The organism is Halorubrum sp. Ea8 (assembly GCF_002252925.1).
Lineage (GTDB): Archaea > Halobacteriota > Halobacteria > Halobacteriales > Haloferacaceae > Halorubrum.
In genome coordinates this window covers 1-23,426 of sequence record NZ_NHPF01000130.1, presented here as the reverse complement: position 1 = coordinate 23,426, position 23,426 = coordinate 1, and the positions used below count along the sequence as shown (strand labels likewise).

Here is a 23,426-nt window from a genome sequence, read left to right as displayed (position 1 = left end):
CCGTCCCGGTCCTCGTGGGCGCGATGACCGCCGGGACGGTCGTCATCTACGCGATGGGCGTCGTCGGCCTCTACCTGAACCTGGAGCTCACCCTCGTCGAGGCGACCGTCCAGGGAGCCGTCGTGTTCCTCCCGGCGGAGGGCGCGAAGATCGCCGCCGCGATCGGGATCGTCCGCTCGGACGCGATCGCGGCCGAGTGAGGTGACGCCGTGATTGACTCAGAGGTGACGCCGTGAGCGACTCAGAGGTGACGCCGTGATCGACGTCGACGGCGTCACCTGCCGGTACGGCGGTGCGGGCTCCGGCGGGAGCGACGCGGCCGGCGTCACCGCCGTCGACGACGTCTCCCTCGCGGTCCCCGACGGCGAGTTCCTGATCGTCGCGGGCGCGAACGGCTCCGGGAAGACGACGCTGGTCCGAACGTTCAACGGGCTCGTCGAGCCGGACGCCGGCCGGGTCGCCGTCAACGGGACCCCGGTCGCGGACGACCTCGTCGCGGCCCGGACCGCGGTCGGGATGGTGTTCCAGGACCCCCGCGACCAGCTGGTCGCGGCGACCGTCGGCGGCGACGTCGCCTTCGGCCCGGAGAACCTCGGGCTGTCGCACGCCGAGATCGACCGCCGGGTGAGCGACGCGCTCGACGCCGTCAACATGGCCGGGCGCGAGGACGACCGGATCGCGTCGCTGTCGGGCGGCGAGCGCGAGCGCGTCGCGATCGCCGGCGCGCTGGCGATGGAGCCGGACCACCTCGTACTCGACGAGCCGTTCACGGGCCTCGACGAGCCCGCGAGGCGGTCGGTCGTCGACCGGCTCCGCGCGCTCCGCCGGGCGGGGACCGGCGTCGTCGTCGTCACCCACGACCTGCGGGACGTGTTCGGGATCGCCGACCGCGTGGTCGGGCTGGCCGACGGGCGGGTCGCGGTCGACGCGCCGCCGGCGGAGGCGGCCGCGGCGCTCCCCGGGCTCGACGTGCGCGTCCCGGCGGCCGAGGCCGGCGAGAGCGGTGACCGCGGGGCGACCGACCGCGCGGTCGATACCGGCCGGTGACCCTCGCGTACGTCCCGGACGACGCGCTCGCACACCGGCTGGACCCCCGGTCGAAGCTGCTCGTGCAACTCGGGTTCGCGGCCGCGGCCTTCGCGCACACGACGCCGCGCGGCCTCGCGGCGCTGTCGGTCGTCGCCGTCGGCTGCCTGCGGCTCGCGGGGGGCGGCCCCCGCGACCTGTGGGCGTATCGGTTCGCGCTCCCGTTCCTCCTCGTCGCCCCGGTCGTCGCGGGCGCGACGCTCGGCGCCCCCTGGTTCCGGATCGGCCGCGCGGTCGACACGGGACTGGCGAGCTACCGGGTCCTGCTCGTGCTTTTCATCGCCGCCGCCTACGTCCGGTCGACGCCGGTCCGGGACTCCCGGGCGGCGATCCAGCACACGGTCCCCGGCAGGCCCGGGCAGCTGCTGGCGGCGGGCGTCGCGCTCGTGTTCCGGTTCCTCCCGGTCCTGAAACGCGACCTGCTGACCGCGCGCGACGCGATGCGGGCGCGCCTCGGCGACGAGCTGGCTGTCCGCGACCGGATGCGGATCGTCGCCGCCGCCGGGATCAACCGCGCGTTCGGCCGCGCCGACCGGCTGGGGACCGCCCTCGCGGCCCGGTGTTTCGCGTGGAATCCGACGCTCCCGCGGCTGGCGTTCGGCCGGGCGGACGCGGTCGCGCTGGCGGTCGCCTGCGCCCTGTTCGCGGCCGCGCTGGTCGGCGCGCTCTGAGTCCGGAACGACGCATTCAGACCGCGGTTCGAGGCCGGAGCGGCGCACTCCGACCGCGTCCAATTGGCGCCCCGGCCCCGCGGTGTGGCAAGTTTTAACCGGACCGTATCCGCCTGATCGATCATGACTCCGCTGCAGGCGGCCACCCGGGAGACGTTCTGGACGATCGGCCCGGTGGGGAAAGCCGCGTTCTACTGGCTCGCCGCGGTCGCGATCCTGGTGTTCCTGTACGGCGTGTACGCCCGGTTCGCGGCGTACGCCCGCGGGAGCTCGGACCCCCGCGAACGGCTGTCGGACCTCCCGTCGCGGATCGTCTCCGCGACCCGGACCGTGCTCTCGAACGAGAACCAGTTCGACGGGGACGCGTACACCGGCGTGATGCACGCGTTCGTGCTGTGGGGCTTCCTCACTCTGCTCGTCGCGACGACGATCCTCGGGTTCGACATCGACGTCTACCGCCCGATCGCGGGCGAGTCGTTCTGGGTGGGCGACTTCTATCTGGCCTACCAGTTCGTCGTCGACGCGTTCGGCCTGCTGTTCGTCGTCGGCGTCGGCATGGCCATGTACCGGCGCTACAGCGAGCGCGACGGGCGGCTGTGGGGGAAACACACCTCGTTCGAGGACGACGCGTTCGTCTGGACCCTCTTCCTGCTCGGCGTCGGCGGCTTCGTCGTGCAGGCGCTGGGCATCGTCGGCCAGCCGGCGCGGGCCGACGAGACGGTGAGCTTCATCGGGATGGCGATGGCCGCCGGATTCCAGTGGGTCGGGCTGACGCCCGCGGGCGCCGAGGCGATCTACGGCGTCGTCTGGTGGAGCCACTCGCTGCTGGCGTTCGCGTTCATCGCGTGGATCCCGTACGCGAAGCCGTTCCACATGATCTCCTCGTTCGCAAACGTCGTCGCCCGCGACGAGAAGGCGGGGGCGCGGCTCCCGAACGTCCCCGCGGACCTCGATCACACCAACGCGGAGTCGATCGAGGACTTCACCTGGAAGGAGCTGATGGACGGCGACGCCTGCACGAAGTGCGGCCGGTGTACCGACGCCTGTCCGGCCGACGCGGTCGGTCGGAACCTGGACCCGCGGGACGTGATCCTCGACCTGAAGGCGTACCGCGAGTCGGTGACGGACGACCCGGTCGCGGGGGCGGGCGGCGGCGGGTCGGTCGCGACCGACGGCGGCGTGGCCGGTTCCGCCGCCGTCAACGACGGCGGCACCGTCCCCATCGTCGCCGACGAGGGCGGCGTGATCGACAGCGAGTCGATGGAGTCCTGCATGTCCTGTATGGCCTGCATGGACGCCTGCCCGGTCGACATCGAACACCTCACCTCGTTCACCAAGATGAATCGCCAGCTCGTCGACGAGGGGGCCGTGGACTCGAACCTCCAAGACGTGTTCCAAGACGTGATGCAGAAGGGGAACACCTTCGGCGAGTCGCAGTCGGCCCGCGGCGACTGGGCGGACGAACTGGAGGACGTCGAGGTCCCGGACGCCCGCGAACGCGAGGTGGAGTACCTCTGGTACGTCGGCGACTACCCGAGCTTCGACGACCGGAACAAGAAGGTCGCCCGCGCGCTCGCCCGGCTGTTCGACGAGGCCGGCGTCGAGTTCGGCATCCTCTTCGACGACGAGAAGAACGACGGCAACGACGTGCGCCGGATCGGCGAGGAGTTCCTCTACCTCGAACTGGCGGGTCACCACGTCGAGACGTTCGCCGACTGCGAGTTCGACTCGATCGTCTGCACGGACCCGCACTCGTACAACACGATCAAAAACGAGTACCCCGAGGTCGACTTCGCCGAGTTCGCCGACGACCCGATGATGCCGTTCGACCGCGAGGAGCCGTGGAACGCCGACGGCGCGGTCGACGTGCGTCACTGGACGCAGGTGGTGGAGGAGCTGGTCGACGAGGGGCGGCTCGGCCTCGCGGGCGACGAGCTCGGCTACACCGTCACCTACCACGACCCCTGCCACCTCGGCCGGTACAACGACGAGTACGAGGCGCCCCGCGAGCTGATCCGCGCGACCGGCGCCGACCTCTACGAGATGCCGCGCTCGCGGAGCGACTCGTTCTGCTGCGGCGGCGGCGGGGGCGGGCTCTGGACCGAACACGACGAGGCGGTGAAGCCGAGCGAGGAGCGCCTCCGCGAGGCGGTCGAGGACACCGACGCGGGCGGCGCGATCGAGAAGTTCGTCGTCGCCTGCCCGATGTGCACGACGATGTTCGAGGACGGCCGGAAGACGGGCGACTTCGAGGACGACGTGGAGATAGTCGACGTCGCGGAGCTGCTGATCGAGGCGGTGGAGGCGGGGTCGGGGTAAAAACGAAACCCGTCAGGCGCCGCGGCCGCCGTCCCGCGGGCTCGATCGCGGCCGGGACTCGACCGCGTCGTCGACCCGCCGCAACACCGCCCGCCCCGGGGCGCGGTCGCGCACGGGCGCGTCGCCGAGGTAGTCGATCAGCGCGTCGCGGAGGAGCTCGGCGCCCTCGGAGGCGAGCGCGCGGTCCCGTTCGATGCGCCGGATCGGGCGGCACTGCGCGGGGGCGTCGTCGCCGGCGTCGACCGCGGCCGCGCCCGCGTCGAGCAGGGCGGCGTGCGCGACCCACGCCTCCTCGCGGGAGAGCGAGAGCCGGATCCGGTCCCCGTTCGTCGGAGGGGTCATCGTCCCGGTCTTCGCACGGAGGGGCTTAAAAATACGCCCGTGGGGTGTCGAGATGGGACTCCGAGCGGTCGAGGTGCTCTCCGTCCGCGCAGGCGGACCGCCGCCGATGAGAACTATATAGAGTATATATCGCACCCGAGCGGTACGTCCCGAGGTATACTCCTCATAGCATACTATTTAACTCGAAAACGTCCACGGACAGGTGATGGCATCAAGCCACGACGCGGAGACTGAGGGGATCACGCGGCGGAAATCGCTTGCGGCGCTCGCCGGTGTCGGGGCCCTCGGTCTCGCCGGCTGTACGCAGAGCTCCGGAGACGGTTCCGACGGCGGAGACGACGGCCTCTCGGGCTCGATCAACATCGCCGGCTCCTCGACCGTCTTCCCGCTGATGAGCGCGATCGCGGAGGACTTCGCCGCGGACCACGACCAGCTCTCGATCGACATCAGCTCGACCGGCTCGGGCGGCGGGTTCTCGAACTACTTCTGCGTCGGCGACACCGACTTTAATAATGCGAGCCGGCCGATCCAGCCGGAGGAGGAGGAGCTGTGCGAGGAGAACGGCGTCGAGTTCGTCGAGCTCATCGCGGCGACGGACGCGCTCACGGTCGTCGTCAACCCCGAGGCCGACTGGATCGACTCGCTCACCGTCGAGGAGCTGGCGACGATCTGGGAGGAGGACGCAGTCGAGACCTGGGACGAGGTCCGCGACGAGTTCCCGAACGAGGAGATCGAGCGGTTCGGCGCGGCCGACACCTCCGGGACGTACGACTACTTCATCGAGGCCATCCTGGAGGACCGCGGTCACACCAGCGACTACCAGGCGACCGAGCAGGACAACTCGATCGCGCAGGGCGTCTCCGGGAGCGAGTACGCGATCGGCTACTTCGGCTTCGCGTACTACTTCCAGAACCCCGACCAGCTCAAGGCGCTCGGCATCGACGACGGCGACGGACCGGTCGAGCCCAGCCTCGAGACGGCGTCCAGCGGCGAGTACACCCCCCTCTCCCGGCCGCTGTTCACCTACCCGTCGATCGAGTCGCTCGGGAAGGAGCACGTCGCCGAGTTCGCCCGGTACTTCGTCGAGCAGACGACGAACGAGGACCTCGTCGCCGGCGACGTCGGGTACGTGCCCGCGACCGAGGAGACCCAAGAGGAGCAGATGGAGATCCTCGAAGACGCTATCGAGCGGGCGCAGGAGTAACGCCCGTCATGAACCGGTGTATTGATTTACGACAGCGTTCGATACCCGACCGGTTGTGACAGATAGTACCGAGAGCCCGGACCTCCAGCGGCGGAGCGGGCTCAGACGACTGAAGGAGGGAACCTACGGGGGCCTCTTCGCCGCGTGCGCGGCGATCACTCTGCTCACGACGGTCGCGATCTTCGTGACGCTGCTGTCGGACGCGGTGGTGTTCTTCCAAGAGGTCCCGATAACCGAGTTCCTGACCGGCACCAACTGGAGCCCGAACCCGGCCGGCGGCGGGCAGTCGTTCGGCATCATCCCCCTGCTGATCGGGACGCTGGTCGTGACGGTCACGGCGGCGTTCATCGCGCTCCCAGTGGGGACGCTGACGGCGATCTACCTCAGCGAGTACGCGACGACGAACGCGCGGTCGATACTGAAGCCGCTCCTCGAGATCCTCGCCGGTATCCCGACGGTCGTGTACGGGTACTTCGCGCTGGTGTATATCACGCCCGCGCTGAAGGCGACGCTGTTCCCGGGCATGAGCACATTCAACGCGCTCTCGGCGTCGATCATGGTCGGCATCATGACGATCCCGATGGTGTCGTCCATCTCCGAGGACGCGATGAGCGCGGTCCCCGACGACCTGCGGCAGGCCGGCTACGGTCTCGGGGCGACGAAGTTCGAGGTGTCGACCGGGATCGTGGTCCCGGCCTCCATCTCGGGGATCGCCTCCTCGTACATCCTCGCGGTGTCCCGCGCCATCGGCGAGACGATGATCGTCGTCGTCGCGATGGGCGCGCAGGCGCGGATGCCGACGGTCCGGGAGGCCGCCTTCGGGATCCCGGTCATCAACCCCGCCGACGTCCTCTTGGACTCCGGGATGACGATCACCGTCGCCATGGTCCAGATCGCCGGCGGCGACCTCACGGGCGGATCGATCCCGTACGACTCGATGTTCGCGCTCGGACTCACGCTGTTCGTGGTGACGCTCGTAATGAACGTGATCAGTGATATCATCGCACAGCGGTACCGGGAGGAGTACTGATGGCGACCGACGCTGACAACGCGAACGTCGGCGGGTTCGGCCAGGTGAGCCAGGTCCGCGGAGCCGTCTTCGAGTACCTCTCGCTGGGCGCGAGCGTGGTGGGCCTCGTCGCGCTCGGCGTGCTGCTCGTGTACGTCACGATCGACGCCTTCGACCTGGCGAACGCCAGCCCGGAGTGGCTGCTGACGTACTTCGTCACCATCGTCGTTCCCTTCATCGCGTTCTGCCTCTACAGCGTGGACGACCCGGCGGTGATCCGGCGGTCCCTCGTCGCACTCGGCGGAGGACTCGTCGCCGTCGCCGCGGTGTTCACCGCGATCGAGGCGTTCGTCGCGCCGATTCCGCGACTCAGCTGGCAGCTCGCGTACCTCTTCGTCGTCGTCACGCCGCTCACGGCGTACCTCGCGTACGTCGGGAGCCGCGGCCGGGTCGGCGCCGTCGGCTTCGGGCTGGTGGGTCGGCTCGTCGGCGGGGTCGCGATCGGCCTCGCCGCGGGGACGCTGTTCCTGGTGTTCGACGCGCTGTTGTGGTTCCTCGCGTACACCCTCGGCGTCCTGCCGGGCGTCGCGCTGTACGCGTACGGCCGGTGGCGGTCCGCGGACCGGGCGGCGGGCGCGGCGGTCCCGGTCGGGGCCCTCGGGCTCTTCGCCGCGGTGTTCCTCCGCGACGTGATCGCCGTGTACCCGTCGGACCTCATCATCTACCTCTGGACGATCGCGGTCCCGGTCGCGGCCGCCGGGGCGTACCTCGTCGCCGAACGGAGCGGTCGGACCGTCGGGGCCGTCGTCGCCGGCCTCCCGCTCGCCGTCGCCGCCGCCGGGGGCTTCCTGGCCGCCGGCGCCGGACTCCCGGCGCCGACCGTCCTCCTCGTGCTCGCCCTGACCGGCGTGCCGACGGCGGTGTACGTCTCCCGCGTGGTCGAGGTCGGCGACGGGGTCGTCGGCCTGGCCCTGCCGCTCCTCCTCGCCGCGGGCGTGGTCGCCGGGGCGCTGATCGTCGAGGCGTGGGGGGTTCCGGCCCCGGACCCGTGGCTCGACGCCAGCTACGTCACGGAGGCGCCCTCCCGAACGCCGGAGGAGGCCGGACTCTACCCGGCGATCGTCGGCTCGGTGATCATCATCGCGCTGGTCGCGGTGCTGTCGTTCGTGCTCGGCGTGGGGACCTCCGTCTTCCTGGAGGAGTACACGGCGGGGAGCGGTCTCGTCGGGTCGCTGACGCGGCTGCTCCAAGTGAACATCGCGAACCTCGCCGCCATCCCGTCGGTCGTGTACGGGCTGCTCGGGCTGGGGCTGTTCGCGAACCTGCTCGGGTTCGGGCTCGGGACCGCGGTGACCGCGTCGCTGACGCTGTCGCTGCTCATCCTACCGATCACGATCATCTCCGCGCAGGAGGCGATCCGGTCGGTCCCGGACGACCTGCGCCAGGGGTCGGACGCGATGGGCGCGACCCGGTGGCAGACGACGAAGAACGTCGTGCTGCCGGAGGCGCTGCCCGGGATCCTGACCGGGACCATTCTGGCGCTCGGACGGGCGATCGGCGAGACCGCGCCGCTCATCATGATCGGCGCGGCGACCACGGTGTTCAGCGCGCCGAGCAGCCTCTTCAGCCGGTTCAGCGCGATGCCGATGCAGATCTACGCGTGGGCGAACTTCCCCCAGGCGGAGTTCCGGTACGGGGTCGTCGCGGCCGGCGTGATCACGCTGCTGATCATCCTCATCGGCATGAACGGGACGGCGATACTGCTGCGAAACCGCGCGGAGCGGGGAAACTAACATGAGTAACACCGAAACGAAACCGAGCGACTCGCTCATCACGACGGACGTAGAGACCGGATCGAACGATCGAACGGCGCCCTCGGACCGGACCGCGGTGGCCGCGCGCGACCTGAACGTCTTCTACGGGGACGAGCAGGCGATCGACGACGTGTCGATGGAGATCCCCGAGAAGCGCGTGACCGCGCTGATCGGCCCCTCGGGCTGCGGCAAGTCGACGTTCCTCCGGTGTATCAACCGGATGAACGACATGATCGAGGTCTGTCGGGTCGAGGGCGACATCGAGTTCGGCGGGAAGAACGTGTACGACGACGACGTCGACCCAGTCGCGCTCCGGCGGAAGATCGGGATGGTGTTTCAGAAGCCCAACCCGTTCCCGAAGTCCATCCGCGACAACGTCGCGTACGGGCTGAAGATCCAGGGGTTCGACGGCGACGTCGACGAGCGCGTCGAGGAGTCGCTGAAGGGCGCGGCGCTGTGGGACGAGGTGAAAGACCAGCTCGGCTCCTCGGGGCTCGACCTCTCCGGCGGGCAACAGCAGCGGCTCTGTATCGCTCGCGCCATCGCGCCCGACCCGGAAGTCATCCTGATGGACGAGCCGACGTCGGCGCTCGACCCCGTCGCGGCCTCGAAGATCGAGGACCTCATCGACGACCTCGCGGAGGAGTACACCGTCATCATCGTCACGCACAACATGCAGCAGGCGGCGCGCATCTCCGACCGGACCGCGGTGTTCCTCACCGGCGGGCGGCTGGTCGAGTACGACGACACCACCAAGATCTTCGAGGACCCCGAGGAGCAGCGCGTCGAGGACTACATCACGGGGAAGTTCGGGTAGATGCCTCGCGAGAACTACCAAGAGCGGTTGGAGCAGCTCCGGGGCGACGTGGTCGCGATGGGCGACCTGGTCCTCGACCGGTACGAGACCGCCCTCCGCGCGGCCGAGACGGGCGACGACGACCTCGCCGACGAGGTGATCGGCGGGGATCACGTCGTCAACGAGCGGTACCTCGAACTGGAGGAGGAGTGCACGGAGCTGCTCGCGCTCCAGCAGCCCGTGGCCGGGGACCTCCGGCTGGTGACGGCCTCGTTCAAGATCATCACCGACCTCGAACGGGTCGGCGACCTGGCGACCAACATCGCCGCGTACGGCGGCGACGACGGCGGGATCCACCCGGCCGTCGACTTCCGCGGGCTCGGCGACGCGGCCGGCGACATGGTCGCCGACGCGGTCGCGGCCTACGAGGCGACCGACCCCGACGCGTGCCGTGAGATCAACGTTCGCGACGACGACCTCGACGAGCGCTGTCGCCGAGCGAGCGAAGCGGTCGTGCGGAGCCTCCTCGAAGCCGACCGCGCCCGCGCCGCCGCGAACGGGGACGGCGACCCGGACCCGGACCGGCTCGCGGACACCCTCGACGAGATCTCGCGCGCCCTGCTGGCGATCCGCGACCTCGAACGGGTCGGGGACCACGGGGTCAACATCGCCGCCCGGACGCTGTACATGATCGAGAGCGACGACGAACTGATCTACTGACCGGCGGTCGGCACGGAGACGGAACGGACGGCCGAGACACAATCCACAAGAGACCATGACACCCTCAGAGACCGCGGACGACGACGTCACCGACGCGACGACCACCCTCACGTTCATGTGCGTTCGCAACGCCGGCCGGAGCCAGATGGCGACCGCCTTCGCGGAGCGCGAGCGCGACCGGCGCGGCCTCGGCGACCGCGTCGAGGTCGTCACGGGCGGCACCGCCCCCGCCGACAGCGTCCACGACGTGGTCGTCGAGGCGCTCGCCGAGGTCGGCCTCGACGTGAACGGTCGGACGCCGCGACACGTGTCCGACGAGACGCTCGCCGCGTCGGACTTCGTCGCCACGATGGGCTGTTCGACACTGGAGCTCGACGGCGTCGACACCGACGACTGGGACCTCGACGACCCGGGCGAGCGCCCGATCGAGGAGGTCCGCGAGATCCGCGACGATATCGAGCGCCGCGTGGTCGTCCTCTTCGACGAGCGGTTCGGCGAGTGCGACGGTGAGTAGGGGCTCCGCGTCGAGGCGGCCATTATCGACTCCGGAAGCTCTAATCGACTTCGGACGCACTGACGAGACGTGACTGTACTGCAGGAGCTCATCGGAGACCAGTCGCTCGCCGTCTGGCTCGTGTTGGGCGCGATCGGGTTCCTGCTGACCTGGAAGGGGGCGAACGTCATCGAGTCGACGACCTCGAAGATCAGCGACCACTTCGGCGTCTCGCAGGCGATCCAGGGCGGGCTCATCGTCGCCGCCGCGACGTCGTTCCCCGAGCTCGCGATCATCGTCATCTCGGTGCTCGTGCTCGGCGACTTCGGCGTCGGCGCCGGGGCGCTCATCGGGACGGCGGTGTTCAATATCTTGGTCATCCCGGCCGCTGTCGCGATCACGAGCGGCGACACGACGACGACGCAGGGGATCGTCTACCGCGACGCCATTTTTTATATGGTCGCCGTGCTCGCCCTCTTCGGCGTGATCGCGCTCGGCGTGCTCGGGACCGACGGGCGCGAGCTCGCGCGGATCACGCCGCAGATGGGCGTCGGCCTGCTAGTGTTGTACGGCGTGTACGTCATCTTACTCGCGGGGGGCAAGAGCGGGGCGTCGGACATGAAGCGGGCCGAGTCAACGAACGTCCCCAAACAGGCCGGGCTGTTCGCGGCCGGGCTGGTCGTCGTGCTGGTCGGCGTCGAGTCGATGGTCACCATGACGGTACAGATCTCGGACGCGCTCGACGCGCCGTCGTTCCTCATCTCCGTGACGGTGCTGTCGGTGCTGAGCTCGTTCCCCGACCTGCTCGTCGGCGTGAAGATGGGCGAGGCCGGCGACAAGCGGGCGGCGATCGCGAACGTCTTCGGGACCAACACGTTCAATCTCGTCGCGGCGCTGCCGATCGGCGTCATCCTCGCCGGCGGCGTCTCGATCGGCTTCCTCACATCCGTGCCGCTACTGTTATTTCTGTTTTATACCACCCTCGTCGTCGTGGTGATGTCCGCGACGGAGTTCGAGATCACTACCGAGGAGGGGTACGTCTTCCTCGCGATGTACGTCGCCTTCCTCGGCTGGATGACGACCGAGGCGCTCGGGATTACCGCGCTGCTGACCGAGGAGACGCTCCGATCGATCGTCACGTGACCGCCCCGTGAGCCGGCCGCCCCGTGAGCCGACGGCCGGCGGGTCCGAACCGTACCGAACGTACATTATCAATATCGACGGATAGAGGCCCTGAAAGCCAACATTTAACGGAACAGAGGCCCTGATTGGCCGTAGATGAACGAGACCTTAGAGCGTCGTATTCGACGCCATAACACGAGCTTCGATCGCGACACCGGACATATCATTCTACCGAGTGAACGCCTCGCCGCCCGCTGGTTCCACGGCGTCGTGGACGCCGCGGAACGGAACGACGACCTGGAACCGCTCGCCGAGCTCCGCATCGGGATCGACTCCGACAGAGACCGACCGACCGTTATCAACGAGCGCGCGGCCGGTGGGGTCCGAGCCGCGCTCCCGCCGAGCAGCGAGACGCTGCGGATCGACGGCTCCGCGGCCCTCGAGCGGTACGGATTCGACGACGACGAGGCGACGTTGCGAGCCGATCTCGAGACGCTGACCGACGTGCTGGTCGAGGGTGACGCCGAGCCGGCCCTCGCGTGCTAACGCTCTTCTCGGCGAGCTGATCCCCTCCGTTGCGGGAGCCTGACCGCCGCTCCTCTCTACTCCGTCCGAACGCGAACCTCGATACCGTCGGCATCGGTGACGGTGACCCCTCCGCCGCGCTCGTCGACGGCGACATCGACATCGCCGTCGGCCGCGACCGCCTCCAGCCGCTCCCGCACCGCGTCCAGCGCGTCGGCGTCGGGGACGACCACCTCGAACCACGCGAGCCCGAGCCCCGTCGCGGGCGTCGTCCGCCCGCGCCACGTGTTCGCGGCGAGGTGGTGGTGGTAGCCGCCGGCGGCGACGAACCGGACGTCGGGGCCGGTCATGCCGACCTCGAAGCCGAGCCCGTCGACGTACACCGCCTCGAACGCCGACAGCGACGCGGTTTCGAGGTGGACGTGGCCGAGGTCGGTGCCGGGCGGGGCGCGGTCGACGGGCGACGATCCCGCGGAAGCGTCCCCCTCGACCGCCTCTGCGGCCGCGGCGACCCCCTCCAAGTCGAGCGGGTCGGTCGCCATGCGCACCGTCCCGTCGTCGTCGGTGGGCCACTCCTCGCGGGGGCGATCGCGGTAGATCTCCACCCCGTTTCCCTCGGGGTCGTCGAGGTACAGCGCCTCGCTGACGAGGTGGTCGGAGGCGCCGTCAAGGCGCCAGCGCTCCCGCACCCGACCCAGCGCCTCGCCGAGCGCGGCCCGGGAGGGGACCCGGAACGCGGCGTGAAAGAGGCCGGCCTCGGTGCGCCCGCGCTCGGGGCGGTCCGGGTCGCGTCGCAGGACGAGCAGGGGGTCGCCGTCGGCGCCGAGGACGGCCCTGTCGCCGTCGCAGTCGATGACGGCGAGGCCGACGACGTCGCGGTAGAAGGCGGTCGTCTCGTCGAGGTCGGCGACGCGGAGCGCGGCGCGGCCGATCCGCGCGCCGGGCGGGAGGCGGTCTTCGGGGGAAGCGTCGGGCATGTCGCCTCTCAGGGGCGCCCGCGCGTTCAACGCGTCGGTCGCGGAAGCGGTAACGGGACCCGCCGGTCGCGGGAGTCGTGACCGGGTCCCCGGTCGCGGAAGCCGTGAGCGAACGGGACGACCGACCGCGACCGCGTCGGCGACCCGGACCCTCCCGATCGTCCGTTAGAATCAAACGGGCACGCGACGCAGTACCCGATATGAGCGTCGAACAGGAGGAGCGGGCCATTCGGTGTCTGGTCGCGAAGGTCGGACTCGACGGCCACGATCGGGGTGCACACGTGATCGCGCGGGCGTTCCGCGACGCCGGCTTCGAAGTCGTCTACTCCGGGCTCCATCGCGCGCCGGAGGACATCGTACAGGCGGCGGTCCAGGAGGACGTCGACGTGCTCGGCATCTCGATCCTCTCGGGCGCCCACAACACCCTCGTCCCGAAGGTCATCGAGGGGCTCAAGGAGTACGACGCGTTCGAGGACACCCTGATCCTCGTGGGCGGGATCATCCCTGACGACGACGAGACGGAGCTCAAGGAGCTCGGCGTCGCCGAGGTGTTCGGCCCCGGGACGCCGATGGAGGAGACGATCGAGTTCATCCGGAACAACGTGCCGGAGCGGGCGTAGATGGACGGGCCGCAACGTGACGGGTCGGCGGCGGAGCGGACCCCGGAGCTGAGCGACCGCGACGCCGAGCTCGTCGAGGAGCTGCTCGCCGGGAGCCACCGGGCGCTCGCCCGCGTCATCACCCGGATCGAGGACCGCGCCGCGGGCCACCGGGCGATCGTCTCCGCGCTCCACGGGCACACCGGCGGCGCGGACGTGATCGGGATCACGGGCTCGCCCGGCGCCGGGAAGTCGACGCTCGTCGACAAGCTCGCGGCGGCCTACCGCGAGCGCGGGGACACCGTCGGCGTCGTCGCTGTCGACCCCTCCTCGCCGTACACGGGCGGCGCGGTCCTCGGCGACCGGATCCGGATGGGGTCGAACGTCGGCGACATGGACGTGTTCTTCCGGTCGATGAGCGCGCGCGGCCAGCTCGGCGGGCTCTCGATGGCGACCGCGGACGCCGTGAAGGCGCTCGACGCCTTCGGGAAGGACGTCGTGGTCATCGAGACGGTCGGCGCCGGGCAGAACGAGGTCGACGTGGTGCGGACCGCCGACACGGTCGCGGTGCTCGTCCAGCCCGGCTCCGGCGACGACGTGCAGACGCTGAAGGCCGGCATCCTGGAGATCGGCGACGTGTTCGTCGTCAACAAGGCCGACATGGACGGCGCGGAGCGCACCCTCGCCGAGTTGGAAGAGATGGTCCACCGGCGGGAGGGCCCGACGACGGGGCTCGACACGGGCCATCACGGGTTCGACGCGCCGGAGCACCCGGACGACCCGACCCCCTCGGACGGCGAGGCGGCCTCCGGCGACGCGGCCGACGCGAGCGGCGACGACGCCCCGGGGTGGACCCCCGAGGTGCTCCGGACGGTCGCGAACACGGGCGAGGGCGTCGACGAGCTGATCGCGGCGTTCGACGCCCACGCCGCGCACCTCCGGGAGTCGGGCGAGATCGAGGCGACGAAGCGCCGGCGCTACGCCGAGGAGATCCGGACGCTCGTGCGGTCCGACGTCGGGGCCCTCGCCGCCGAGGAGATCGAGCGCCGCGGCGGGATCGACCGGCTCGCCGAGGCGGTCCGCCGGCGCGAGACCGACCCGTACAGCGTCGCCGCCGAGGTCGTCGCCCCCATCGTCGACTGCGTGGAGACGGACCGGGAGTGACCGACCGAGGGGCGGCGGTCGGGAGCGAGGCGTGACCGCCCGGGCGGGCCACGAGGTATAAGTCGCCAGCGGACCAACAGGTTTCCATGAAGCTCAGGAACCTCGCCGGGACCGCCCTCCTCGGCGTCGGCGCGCTCGCCGCGGCCAACACCGGACTCCGGTACGAGGGCGAGCTGGAGGCCCCGCTCGACGGCGACGACGGCGTCTTCCGCTGGCGCGGGATGGACGTCGCGTTCACGGAGGCGGGCGACCCCGACGACCCGGACCTCGCGCTGCTCCACGGGATCAACGCCGCCGGCTCCTCGGGGGAGTGGCGCGCGGTGTTCGACGACCTGGCCGTCGACTACCACGTGATCGCGCCGGACTTCCCCGGGTACGGTCGCTCCGATCGGCCGCCGCTGCGGTACTCCGCGGCGCTGTACGAGGACTTCGTCCGCGACTTCCTCGCGGAGCTCGACGAGCCGGCCGTCGTCGCCTCGTCGCTGTCGGCCGCGTACGCCGCCGGGGCGGCGACCGGGGACGGGTCGGGGAGCGACGCGGTCGACGTGAGCGGCTTCGTCGGCGTCTGTCCGACGAGCACCGCCGGCCCGAGCCCCCCGAAGTCGTGGCTCCGCGAACTGATCCGGTCGCCGCTGATCGGGGACGCGCTGTTCAACGTGATCGCGTCGAAGCCGTCGATCCGCTACTTCAACGCCGACCACGGTTACGACGACCCGACGAACCCGAGCGAGGAGTGGACCGACTACGAGTGGCGGACGACCCACGTCGAGAACGCTCGGTTCGCGCCGGCCTCCTTCATATCCGGCTACCTCAACAGCGACCTCGACCTGGCGGCCGCGCTCGCCGACCTCGACGTGCCCCCGACGATCGTCTGGGGGCGTGAGGCCGAGGTGAGCCCCCTCTCGGACGGCCGCGACCTGGCCGACGAGGCCGACGCGCGCCTCGTCGTCTTCGACCGCGCGCGGCTGCTCCCGCACGTCGAGCACCCGGAGCGGTTCGTCGAAACGGTGCGAGAGAGCCTCGTCGCCGGCGCGACCGCCTGAGACGGGAGCCGCACCGGAGGCCGGGGACCGCCCCCGCGTCGGGCCGGTCGGAATCCCAGTATCAGACCTGAGCATCGGGAAGCAAGCGGTTTAGGCGATGATCGCCGACGCGGGAGTATGACCGACTCATCCCTTCGAGTGCTCTGCGTCGACGACGAACCGGGGCTCGCCGCGCTCGTCGCCGCGTACCTCGAACGCGACGACGGGATCGACTGCGGGGCCGTCGCCGAGACGGACCCGGACGCGGCGTTGGCGCGCATCGAGCGCGAGGCGTTCGACTGCGTCGTGAGCGACTACGACATGCCCGGTCGGACCGGCGTCGAGCTGCTCTCGGCGGCGCGGGAGACCGAGCCGGACCTCCCGTTCCTCCTCTTTTCGGCGACCGAGCCGGACGCCATCGCGGCCGAGATGGTCCGCGCGGGCGTCAGCGATTACGTCCACAAGCGCGGCGGCGTCGACGGGTACACCGCGCTCTTACGCCGAGTCGGACACGCGGTCGACGGCGAGGGCGGGAGCTTCGAGGCGGGCGCCGAGAGCGTCGGGGACGGCGACGCCGAGGGCGTCGGTCCCGCGACCGAGGTCGCGCTCGACGGGGTCTGCACGGTCGCGCCCGACGGCACCTTCGAGTTCGTCGGCGAGGAGTACGGGCGGCTGTACGGCTACGAGCCGGACGAGCTGGTCGGCGAGCCCTGGCAGCGCCTCCACCCGGACGAGGAGGTCGAACACATCCGGACCCACGTCATCCCGGCGGTGATGGAGGGCGAGCGGTGGACCGGGACGAGCGAGGGGCTCCGCGCCGACGGGACCACCTTCGCGGAGTCGAAGCTGGTGAGCACGGCGAGCGACGACCGGCTCGTCATCTCGGTGTCGCCGTTCGACGAGGTCGCCGGCGGGACGGCCGCGAGCGACTGACGGGCGTGACTCAGGCGTCCCGCCGGACGTACAGCGTCTTCTCGCAGGCGGCGTGGACGGTCCCCGCCTCGTCGACGAGCGAGACGAGGTAGTCGCGGTCGGTCGACTCGCCGGGACCGAGCGCGTCGCGGATCGCGTCGGTCTCGGCGACGGGCAGTTCGAACTCGGCGTACAGCGTGTCGCGGCCCGGCTCGAGGAACTCGAGCGCGGCCGACTTGTCCCAGACGGTGAAGCCGTCGCCGAGGAGCCGCCGGAGCATCGTCATGTACACCGGGTCGATCGCGCCGTAGAGGCTCCCGCCGAAGATGGTCCCGACCGCGTTGCGGGTCCGCCAGTTGAACGGGACGCGGATCCGCACGTAGCGCCAGTCCGCGCCGATACGGTCGACGCGGGCGCCGGTCCCGCGGTAGGCCGGCAGGAGGTTGAAGCCGTGGCGCCACAGCCGGGTCCGGAGACTTTCCGCCGGCGGGTCCTCGCGGAGGGGACGGGGATCGGGGTCGCGGTCGACGCCGGTCGGCGAGTCGGTCACGTCTCGGAGGCGCCGCGCCGGCGACAAACCCGTGTCGGAACCGGCGACAACGCGCCCGGGGTTGTCGATGTCGATATCTGACGCTTATGTAAATGACTGCGGTGGCGCGCACCTGCGAGCGCCTACCGGGCGCGAGCAGCCTGCGCGAGGTCGCCGGCGCTCCGCGCCGGCTGCCAGAGAATCTTCGATTCTCGCTGGAGTCGGTCGCCCGGAGCGACGCGGAGGGCGACCGACGAGGCTGGGGAGGCGTGAGGTGCGGTCGCGGTGCGGGGCGGGACTCGAAGGGGCAGTCGCGAGGGCGAAGCACGGCGAAGCAAGTACCGCAGCGAGAGAGCACCAGCGACCGAGCGAGGAACGCAGCAAGCCGCGCGAGCCGTCGCGACTGGGGCTTCGGAGGCGTTCGCCGTCGATCCGTCATCAATTACTTATAAACGATCGATCAGGGCTTCGGAAGCGCTTCCGTCGGTCTCACTTCCGTCCGATCTCGCTCCCGCTCTCACGTAGGCGGCCCGAAACGGGTATCCGCGCGCGTCGGTAACCCGACACCGATGGAGTGCGACAAGTGCGGGGCCGACGCCGTCCACCACGCCGCCTACTCCGGGGCGCACCTCTGCGGCGAGCACCTCCGCCGGTCGGTCGAGAAGCGCGTGAAACGCCGGGTCCGGGAGGACTCCCTCCTCGATCCGGAGGCGACGCCGGACGACCCCGACCGCTGGGTGATCGGCCTCTCCGGCGGGAAAGACAGCGTCGCGCTGACGCGAATTCTGGACGACGTGTTCGGGAAGGACCCCCGCGTCGAGATGCTCGCGCTGACGATCCACGAGGGGATCGAGGGATACCGCGACGAGAGCCTCGACGCCTGCGTCGAGCTCGCCGAGGAGCTCTCGCTCCGGCACGAAGTCGTCTCCTACGAGGAGGAGTTCGGCGTGCAGATGGACGACGTCGTCGAGAGCGACCCGGAGAACATGGCCGCCTGCGCGTACTGCGGCGTGTTCCGGCGCGACCTCTTGGAGGAGTACGCCGCCGAGTTCGACGCCGACAAGCTGCTCACCGGCCACAACCTCGACGACGAGGCGCAGACGGCGATGATGAACTTCCTCGAGGGCGACGTGCGACAGGTGGCGAAACACTTCGACGCCTCGCTCGGCCCCTTCGACGAGCGCGAGGGCACCGACGACTTCGTCCCGCGTGCCAAACCGCTCCGCGACGTGCCCGAGAAGGAGATCGCGCTCTACTGTCACGTCCGCGACCTCCCGACGCACATGGCCGAGTGCCCCCACTCCTCGGAGGCGTACCGCGGCGAGATCCGGTCGACGATCCACGAGTTAGAGGAGAACCACCCCGGCGCCCGCCACTCGATCATGGCCGGCTACGAGGAGCTCTCCGCGCTCGCCGCCGAGGCGTACCGCGAGGGCGGCGACGCCGCCGACGGCGCCCCCGACCTCGGCGAGTGCGAGCGCTGCGGTTCGAAGACGAGCCGCGACGTCTGCCGGAAGTGCCGCCTGCTCGACTCGATCGAGGCGGCGACCTGACCGCCCCGTCGAACGCGGTCGGCGACCCGAGCGTTCTGTCGGTCAGGCGTCGCCGTCGACCCGCCCGAGCAGGTCGAGCTGGTGGGTGAGGTAGACGAGCTCGGCGGCGTCGACCCGTCGCCGCCGCTCTGAGAGCCACGCGTCGAGGTCGGCGGCCGAGAGCGATCCGTCGCCCCCGACGGCGATCACCTCGCCGACCGCCTGCTCGACGGTGTCGAGGATGTGCCGGACGAAGAACGCCTCGTCGGCCGGATAGCCGGTCTCGCCGTCGGCGGGACGCACGACCCAGTCGGAGCCGGCGACCGCGAGGAGCGTCGAGCCGTCCGCCTCGCGCAGGCGCGAGAGCGCGGCGCCGCCGGCGCGGCTGTCTCCGTCGGGTTTCTCGTCCATGTGCCGGTGGTACAGCCGCTCGATTGCCCGGTCGTCGGGGTGCGCCGGGCGGAAGCGCGTCCCGCCGTCGAAGGTGATCGGGAAGTAGTAGGTCCCGCCGGGGCCGAGCGCGTCGAGCAGGGCGTCGAGCCCGTCGAGGTCGAGGACGTCGAGCAGCGCCATCCCGATCAGGGCGTCCCACTCGCCCGGGCGTTCCCCGGCGTACGCGACCGCGTCGGCGGCGACCGGCTCGACCCGAACCGTACGGGCGTCGGTCTCGACGACGAGCGCGTCGCCGTCGGCGGTCTCGACGGAGACCGGTCCCTCTCGGTCGGTCGCCCACTCCCGGAGGTACGGACCGACGCCGGCGAGCGCCTCCGCGTCGCGGTCGACGGCGACGTACCGCGTCTCGCCCGGCGGGAGCACCTCCCGATCGATCAGGCGGGCGACCATCGTCCCGATGCCGGCCCCGACCTCCAGCACGCGCAGCGGCCCGGCGCTCGCGGCGGCGCGGTCGGCGAGCCGCTCGCGGAGGATCCCGACGAGCCGGCGGTCGAGCGCCCGGTCGTCGACGGTCCGCTTCGCGCGGAGGTAGCGCCGGAAGGCGTCGGTGTCGTCGGCGATGGCGTCGTCGGCGAGAGCGTCGTCGGCGGGGGCCTCTTCGTCGGTCGCCTCGGCGGACTCGTCGCCGCTTCCGGTCACGTCGCGGTCGCCCGTCACGTCGCCACCTCCGTGTCTATCGCGTCGACGCCGTCGCCCGCGTCAGCGACGTCGGCGAGGAGTCGCCGGACTCGACCCGTCGACTCCGTCCAGCCCGGGTGACGCTCGTACCGCCGCCTGGCGGCGCGGCCCATCTCGGCAGTCCGATCGGGGTCGGCCGCGAACTCGTCGAGCGCGCGGGCGACGGCCGCGGGGTCGTCCGGGTCGACGAGGACGCCCGTCTCGCCGTCGGTGACCGTCTCGTTCGCGCCGCCCGCCCGGGAGGCGATCGCCGGCAGACCGAAGCTCATCCCCTCGAGGTAGACGATCCCGAACCCCTCGTACCGGGAGGGGACCGCGAGGACGTGGCTCTCGCGGAGGACGTCGGCCAGCGCGTCGTCCGACAGCCGGCCGGCGAAGCGCACGCGGTCGCCGAGCCCGCGCTCGCCGACCAATCGCCGGACGTCGGCGACGTGGGACTCGTCGACCGGCCGGCCGACGACCGTGAGGTCGACGGCGGCGTCGGCGCGGGACACGCCCTCGACGAGCGTGTCGAGCCCCTTCCGCGGTTCGACGTTCCCGACGAACGCGACTCGGAGGGGCGCGGGAGCGGGGTCGGCGACCGACGCGCCGTCGCCGGCTCCGGATTCCTCGCCGATTTCCCCGAGCGACGCGGCGCGCGCCGCGACCGCGTCGCCGTCGATTGCAGGATCGAACCGGTCGCCCGCGGGCGGGGCGACGACGGTCTCGTCGGGGTCGACGCCGAGGGCGGCGACCGCGTCGCGGGTCGCCCCGCTGTTGCAGACGACGCCGTCGACGGTCGCGAGATACCGGCGCTCGACGGCGCGGTACAGCGGCGAGAGGCGGCGCGGCTCGCTCGCCCGCAGGTGGTGGACGACGCTCACGATCGGGTACGGCAGACCGCGGTTGGCGAGGACCAGAGAGGGGTGCGCGAGCTCGTCTTGCAGCATCACGTCGACGTCGACGCGGAGGCGGTCGCGGAGGGACGGGCTGGCGTTGTCGAGCAGCCCGCGCGGGTACGCTCGCCACGGGAGTTCGACGACCTCGACGGTGTCGCCGGCGGCCCGGAGCCCCTCGACCAGCTTCCGGTCGTAGCGGAACCCTCCGGACCGCTCGTCGAGGCTCCCGTACAGCGTGAGCCCGACCCTCATACCGGGGCGTCGTACGTCGCGGCGGCCGCGTCGTCCTCCCAGACCGTCACGGACAGCTCGGTCACGGTCTCGTCGGTCACCGCGTCGGTCACGCGCTCGAAGATCACCCGGGCAAAGCGCTCGACGCTCGGATTGCGCCCCTCGAACTCGGGGAGGTCGTTGAGCAGCTCGTCGCGGTAGCGGTCGGCGAGGTCGGCGAGCGCCGCGTCGGCGTCGTCGATGTCGACGAGGTAGTCGTACTCGTTCAGCTCCGGCCCGCGGAACGTCAGCTCCACCTCGAAGTGGTGGGAGTGCGGGACGCCCTCGGGTCCGGGGTCGGGGACCGTGAGGTAGTGCTGGGCCACGAAGTCCGTCAGCACCGTCGTCGCGTACATACACCGATCCACGGGCGCGACGCACCTAAATCCGGAGGGCGGGGGAGAGGCGACCGGGACTGCCGCCGGCCGCGTCCCCGCCGTCGGCCCGACGGACGCTCACAGGTAGCCGAGCGCCGCGAGCCGCTCTCGCTCGTCGCTCTCCCCGTGAACGCGGCTCACCGGCAGCGGCTCCGGCGGTTCGAGCGCCGGGTCGAGCGTCCCGCGGTCGACGCCGGTCGTCTCGGCCCACGGCACGGCGAGGAGGGCGGGCACGGGGGTGTTCATCGGGTGGCCGTACAGCCCCCACTCGCCGAAGAGGTTGCCGTGGTCTGCCGTGACCGCGACGCGGCCGTCGACGTTGTCGGCGAGCGTCTCCACCTCGCCGAGCACGTGGCGGAGGTTGGCCTCGTACGCGGCCCAGACGCGCTCGACCGAGACCTCGCCGCGCCGGAGCGACACCCACGGGTTCCCCTCGTTGCTGTGGCTCCCCGTCCGGGCCAGCCCGTCGTCGCCGTCGAGGGGGTCCGGGACGAACGGGTGGTGCGGCTGCATGTAGTGGGCGACGAGTCGGTCGGGGTCGCGCTCCCGGGCGAGCGCGACCGCCCGCTCGGTGACCGCCCGCGCCGGCACGGTGCCGAGGGCGTCGTCCCACGCGTACTTCCACACCTCGTCGAGCGCCGCGAACGCGTCGGCGTCGAGGTAGCGGTCGGTCCACGTGTTGCCCGTCGCCATGACCGTCCGGGCCGTCTCGGGGCGACCGACGAACGTGTTCTCCAACCACTCCGAGGAGGAGCTGCCGACCGACCGGACCGTCTCGACGCGGTCGAGGAAGTCGACGTCGGCCGCGACCGAACGCAGCAGGTCGGCCCGACAGGCGTCGAGGACGACGAGGACGTCCCACTCGCGGTCGAAGGCGTTCGTCCCGTAGTCGAGCCGCCGACCGACCGCCTGCAACCCGCGCAGGTAGGCGGTCCCGAGGCGGCTCATTCCCGGTTCCGTCACGACCGTGAGTTAGCGCGCGGCGACTAAACCGCTCCGGCGGGAGGCATATACGTCTCCCCGCCTCGATACGACCGTGAACTGTCTGTTCGCCGGGGCCGGGTCGATCGCGCCGGAGTACGCCGCCGGCCTGTCGGGGAGTCCGCTGTCGCTCGCCGGCGTCGTCGACCTCGACGGGGATCGCGCCGCCGCCCTCGCCGCGGCCCACGACTGCCCGTCCTTTACCGACCTGGACGCGGCGCTCGCCGCGGTCGACGCGCCGGTAGTGGTGAACCTGACGAGCCACGCCGCCCACGCGCCGGTGACCCGGACCGCGCTCGAAGCCGACCGCCACGTCTACTCGCAGAAGCCGCTCGCGCTCGACGCCGACGAGGCGCGGGCGCTGGTGGCGCTCGCCCGCGACCGCGGCCTCGCGCTGGGCTGTGCACCCGGCACGCCGCGAGCGCCCTCGCAGCGCCGCGCGGGGCGCCTCCTCGCCGACGGCCGGCTCGGCCCGGTGGGGCTCGGATACGCTCACGCCCACGTCGGCCGCGTGACCGACTGGCACGACCGCCCCGACTCCTTCCTCGATATCGGGCCGCTGTACGACGGGGCCGTGTACCCGCTCGCGCTGCTGGTGTCGTGGTTCGGCCCGGTCGAGCGCGTCCGCGTCGCCGACGCGCTCGACGTGTGGCCCGAGCGCGAGGAGCGCCGGCCCTCGACGCCGAGCCACGTCGAGGCGACGCTGGCGTTCGCGGCGGGGCCGACCGTCAGGCTGACCGCCAGCTTCTACGCCCCCCACCGGAGCCGGGAGTTCTACGGGCTGGAGCTCCACGGCGACGACGGCTCGCTGTACCTGACGGGGACCGGCGCGATGGACGACGACCGCGACGCCGTCCGGTTCGGTCGCGTCGGGCGGGAGTACGTGAGCGCGCCGCCGACGTCTCCGGCGAAGCCCTACGAGTACGTCGACGCCGTCGAGCGCCTCGCCGCGA

Annotated in this window: 25 protein-coding genes; 18 read left to right on the top strand and 7 right to left on the bottom strand. The window is 71.3% G+C overall.

Annotated elements, in window-relative coordinates:
* The 4 genes from DJ74_RS15545 to DJ74_RS15530 form a co-directional block, all read left to right on the top strand.
* Positions 1–200 (top strand): biotin transporter BioY (locus DJ74_RS15545; protein ID WP_141212726.1); only part of this gene is annotated, 200 nt, incomplete at its 5' end.
* Between the two features lie 55 nt (positions 201–255).
* Positions 256–1,047, top strand: coding sequence for an energy-coupling factor ABC transporter ATP-binding protein (locus DJ74_RS15540; RefSeq protein WP_094527827.1), 792 nt, complete (start codon positions 256–258; stop codon positions 1,045–1,047).
* Complete coding sequence (locus tag DJ74_RS15535) at positions 1,044–1,757, top strand: energy-coupling factor transporter transmembrane protein EcfT (protein ID WP_094524880.1); 714 nt, start codon at positions 1,044–1,046, stop codon at positions 1,755–1,757. Before DJ74_RS15540 ends, DJ74_RS15535 begins: the two co-directional genes overlap by 4 nt.
* A 123-nt stretch (positions 1,758–1,880) precedes the next feature.
* A complete protein-coding gene (locus DJ74_RS15530) occupies positions 1,881–4,076 on the top strand; it encodes a (Fe-S)-binding protein (RefSeq protein ID WP_094527826.1) in 2,196 nt (731 codons plus the stop codon).
* Positions 4,077–4,088: 12 nt separating this feature from the next.
* On the opposite strand, the gene DJ74_RS15525 is transcribed toward DJ74_RS15530, so the two are convergent.
* Complete coding sequence (locus tag DJ74_RS15525) at positions 4,089–4,418, bottom strand: hypothetical protein (protein ID WP_094524878.1); 330 nt, start codon at positions 4,416–4,418, stop codon at positions 4,089–4,091.
* A gap of 205 nt (positions 4,419–4,623) precedes the next feature.
* Here DJ74_RS15525 and DJ74_RS15520 point away from each other — a divergent pair, with 205 nt between their 5' ends.
* The 8 genes from DJ74_RS15520 (at position 4,624) to DJ74_RS15485 (ending at position 12,122) form a co-directional block, all read left to right on the top strand.
* Positions 4,624–5,622, top strand: coding sequence for a PstS family phosphate ABC transporter substrate-binding protein (locus tag DJ74_RS15520; RefSeq protein WP_094527825.1), 999 nt, complete (start codon positions 4,624–4,626; stop codon positions 5,620–5,622).
* A gap of 55 nt (positions 5,623–5,677) precedes the next feature.
* Positions 5,678–6,652, top strand: coding sequence for a phosphate ABC transporter permease subunit PstC (gene pstC / locus DJ74_RS15515; protein ID WP_094527824.1), 975 nt, complete (start codon positions 5,678–5,680; stop codon positions 6,650–6,652).
* The gene (pstA, locus tag DJ74_RS15510) at positions 6,652–8,424 is read left to right on the top strand and encodes a phosphate ABC transporter permease PstA (RefSeq protein ID WP_094527823.1); all 1,773 of its coding nucleotides are present in this window, start codon (positions 6,652–6,654) and stop codon (positions 8,422–8,424) included. Before pstC ends, pstA begins: the two co-directional genes overlap by 1 nt.
* 1 nt (position 8,425) lies before the next feature.
* Positions 8,426–9,262, top strand: coding sequence for a phosphate ABC transporter ATP-binding protein PstB (pstB, locus tag DJ74_RS15505; RefSeq protein ID WP_094527822.1), 837 nt, complete (start codon positions 8,426–8,428; stop codon positions 9,260–9,262).
* Positions 9,263–9,961 carry a PhoU domain-containing protein gene (locus tag DJ74_RS15500; protein ID WP_094527821.1) on the top strand — a complete coding sequence of 233 codons (699 nt, stop codon included), beginning with the start codon at positions 9,263–9,265 and terminating at the stop codon, positions 9,959–9,961.
* 55 nt (positions 9,962–10,016) lie between these two features.
* On the top strand, positions 10,017–10,475 hold the full coding sequence (locus DJ74_RS15495; protein WP_094527820.1) for a low molecular weight phosphatase family protein: 459 nt from the start codon (positions 10,017–10,019) through the stop codon (positions 10,473–10,475).
* A gap of 69 nt (positions 10,476–10,544) precedes the next feature.
* Complete coding sequence (locus DJ74_RS15490; RefSeq protein ID WP_094527819.1) at positions 10,545–11,597, top strand: sodium:calcium antiporter; 1,053 nt, start codon at positions 10,545–10,547, stop codon at positions 11,595–11,597.
* 135 nt (positions 11,598–11,732) lie between these two features.
* Entirely contained in the window at positions 11,733–12,122 is a 390-nt protein-coding gene (locus DJ74_RS15485) for a hypothetical protein (protein ID WP_094527818.1), read from the top strand.
* A gap of 56 nt (positions 12,123–12,178) precedes the next feature.
* Here DJ74_RS15485 and DJ74_RS15480 read toward each other — a convergent pair whose 3' ends face one another.
* A complete protein-coding gene (locus tag DJ74_RS15480) occupies positions 12,179–13,078 on the bottom strand; it encodes a VOC family protein (RefSeq protein WP_094527817.1) in 900 nt (299 codons plus the stop codon).
* Positions 13,079–13,278: 200 nt separating this feature from the next.
* On the opposite strand from DJ74_RS15480, the gene DJ74_RS15475 reads away from it, so the two are divergent.
* From DJ74_RS15475 to DJ74_RS15460, 4 genes are all read left to right on the top strand, one after another.
* Entirely contained in the window at positions 13,279–13,698 is a 420-nt protein-coding gene (locus tag DJ74_RS15475; RefSeq protein ID WP_094524868.1) for a cobalamin B12-binding domain-containing protein, read from the top strand.
* On the top strand, positions 13,699–14,841 hold the full coding sequence (gene meaB, locus DJ74_RS15470; RefSeq protein WP_094527816.1) for a methylmalonyl Co-A mutase-associated GTPase MeaB: 1,143 nt from the start codon (positions 13,699–13,701) through the stop codon (positions 14,839–14,841).
* 86 nt (positions 14,842–14,927) lie between these two features.
* Entirely contained in the window at positions 14,928–15,884 is a 957-nt protein-coding gene (locus DJ74_RS15465) for an alpha/beta fold hydrolase (protein WP_094527815.1), read from the top strand.
* Positions 15,885–16,001: 117 nt separating this feature from the next.
* The gene (locus tag DJ74_RS15460) at positions 16,002–16,796 is read left to right on the top strand and encodes a response regulator (protein ID WP_094527814.1); all 795 of its coding nucleotides are present in this window, start codon (positions 16,002–16,004) and stop codon (positions 16,794–16,796) included.
* 10 nt (positions 16,797–16,806) lie between these two features.
* Here DJ74_RS15460 and DJ74_RS15455 read toward each other — a convergent pair whose 3' ends face one another.
* Positions 16,807–17,325, bottom strand: a complete 519-nt coding sequence (locus DJ74_RS15455; RefSeq protein WP_094527813.1) for a DUF4442 domain-containing protein — start codon at positions 17,323–17,325, stop codon at positions 16,807–16,809.
* A gap of 548 nt (positions 17,326–17,873) precedes the next feature.
* Here DJ74_RS15455 and DJ74_RS15450 point away from each other — a divergent pair.
* Positions 17,874–18,857: a TIGR00269 family protein gene (locus DJ74_RS15450; RefSeq protein WP_094524863.1), complete on the top strand. Its 984-nt coding sequence runs from the start codon at positions 17,874–17,876 to the stop codon at positions 18,855–18,857.
* Between the two features lie 42 nt (positions 18,858–18,899).
* On the opposite strand, the gene DJ74_RS15445 is transcribed toward DJ74_RS15450, so the two are convergent.
* The 4 genes from DJ74_RS15445 to DJ74_RS15430 all read right to left on the bottom strand — a co-directional run bounded on the left by DJ74_RS15445 (position 18,900) and on the right by DJ74_RS15430 (position 22,440).
* Positions 18,900–19,946 (bottom strand): class I SAM-dependent methyltransferase, encoded by a 1,047-nt coding sequence (locus DJ74_RS15445; RefSeq protein ID WP_394338318.1) that lies wholly within the window; start codon positions 19,944–19,946, stop codon positions 18,900–18,902.
* Entirely contained in the window at positions 19,943–21,097 is a 1,155-nt protein-coding gene (locus DJ74_RS15440; RefSeq protein ID WP_094524862.1) for a glycosyltransferase family 4 protein, read from the bottom strand. The genes DJ74_RS15445 and DJ74_RS15440 overlap by 4 nt, the downstream gene beginning before the upstream one ends.
* A complete protein-coding gene (locus DJ74_RS15435; RefSeq protein WP_094524861.1) occupies positions 21,094–21,471 on the bottom strand; it encodes a 6-carboxytetrahydropterin synthase in 378 nt (125 codons plus the stop codon). The genes DJ74_RS15440 and DJ74_RS15435 overlap by 4 nt, the downstream gene beginning before the upstream one ends.
* A gap of 99 nt (positions 21,472–21,570) precedes the next feature.
* Positions 21,571–22,440 (bottom strand): hypothetical protein, encoded by an 870-nt coding sequence (locus DJ74_RS15430; RefSeq protein WP_094524885.1) that lies wholly within the window; start codon positions 22,438–22,440, stop codon positions 21,571–21,573.
* An 88-nt stretch (positions 22,441–22,528) separates the two neighbouring features.
* Between DJ74_RS15430 and DJ74_RS15425 the strand changes: the two genes are divergently transcribed.
* Positions 22,529–23,426 (top strand): Gfo/Idh/MocA family protein (locus DJ74_RS15425; protein WP_141212725.1); only part of this gene is annotated, 898 nt, incomplete at its 3' end.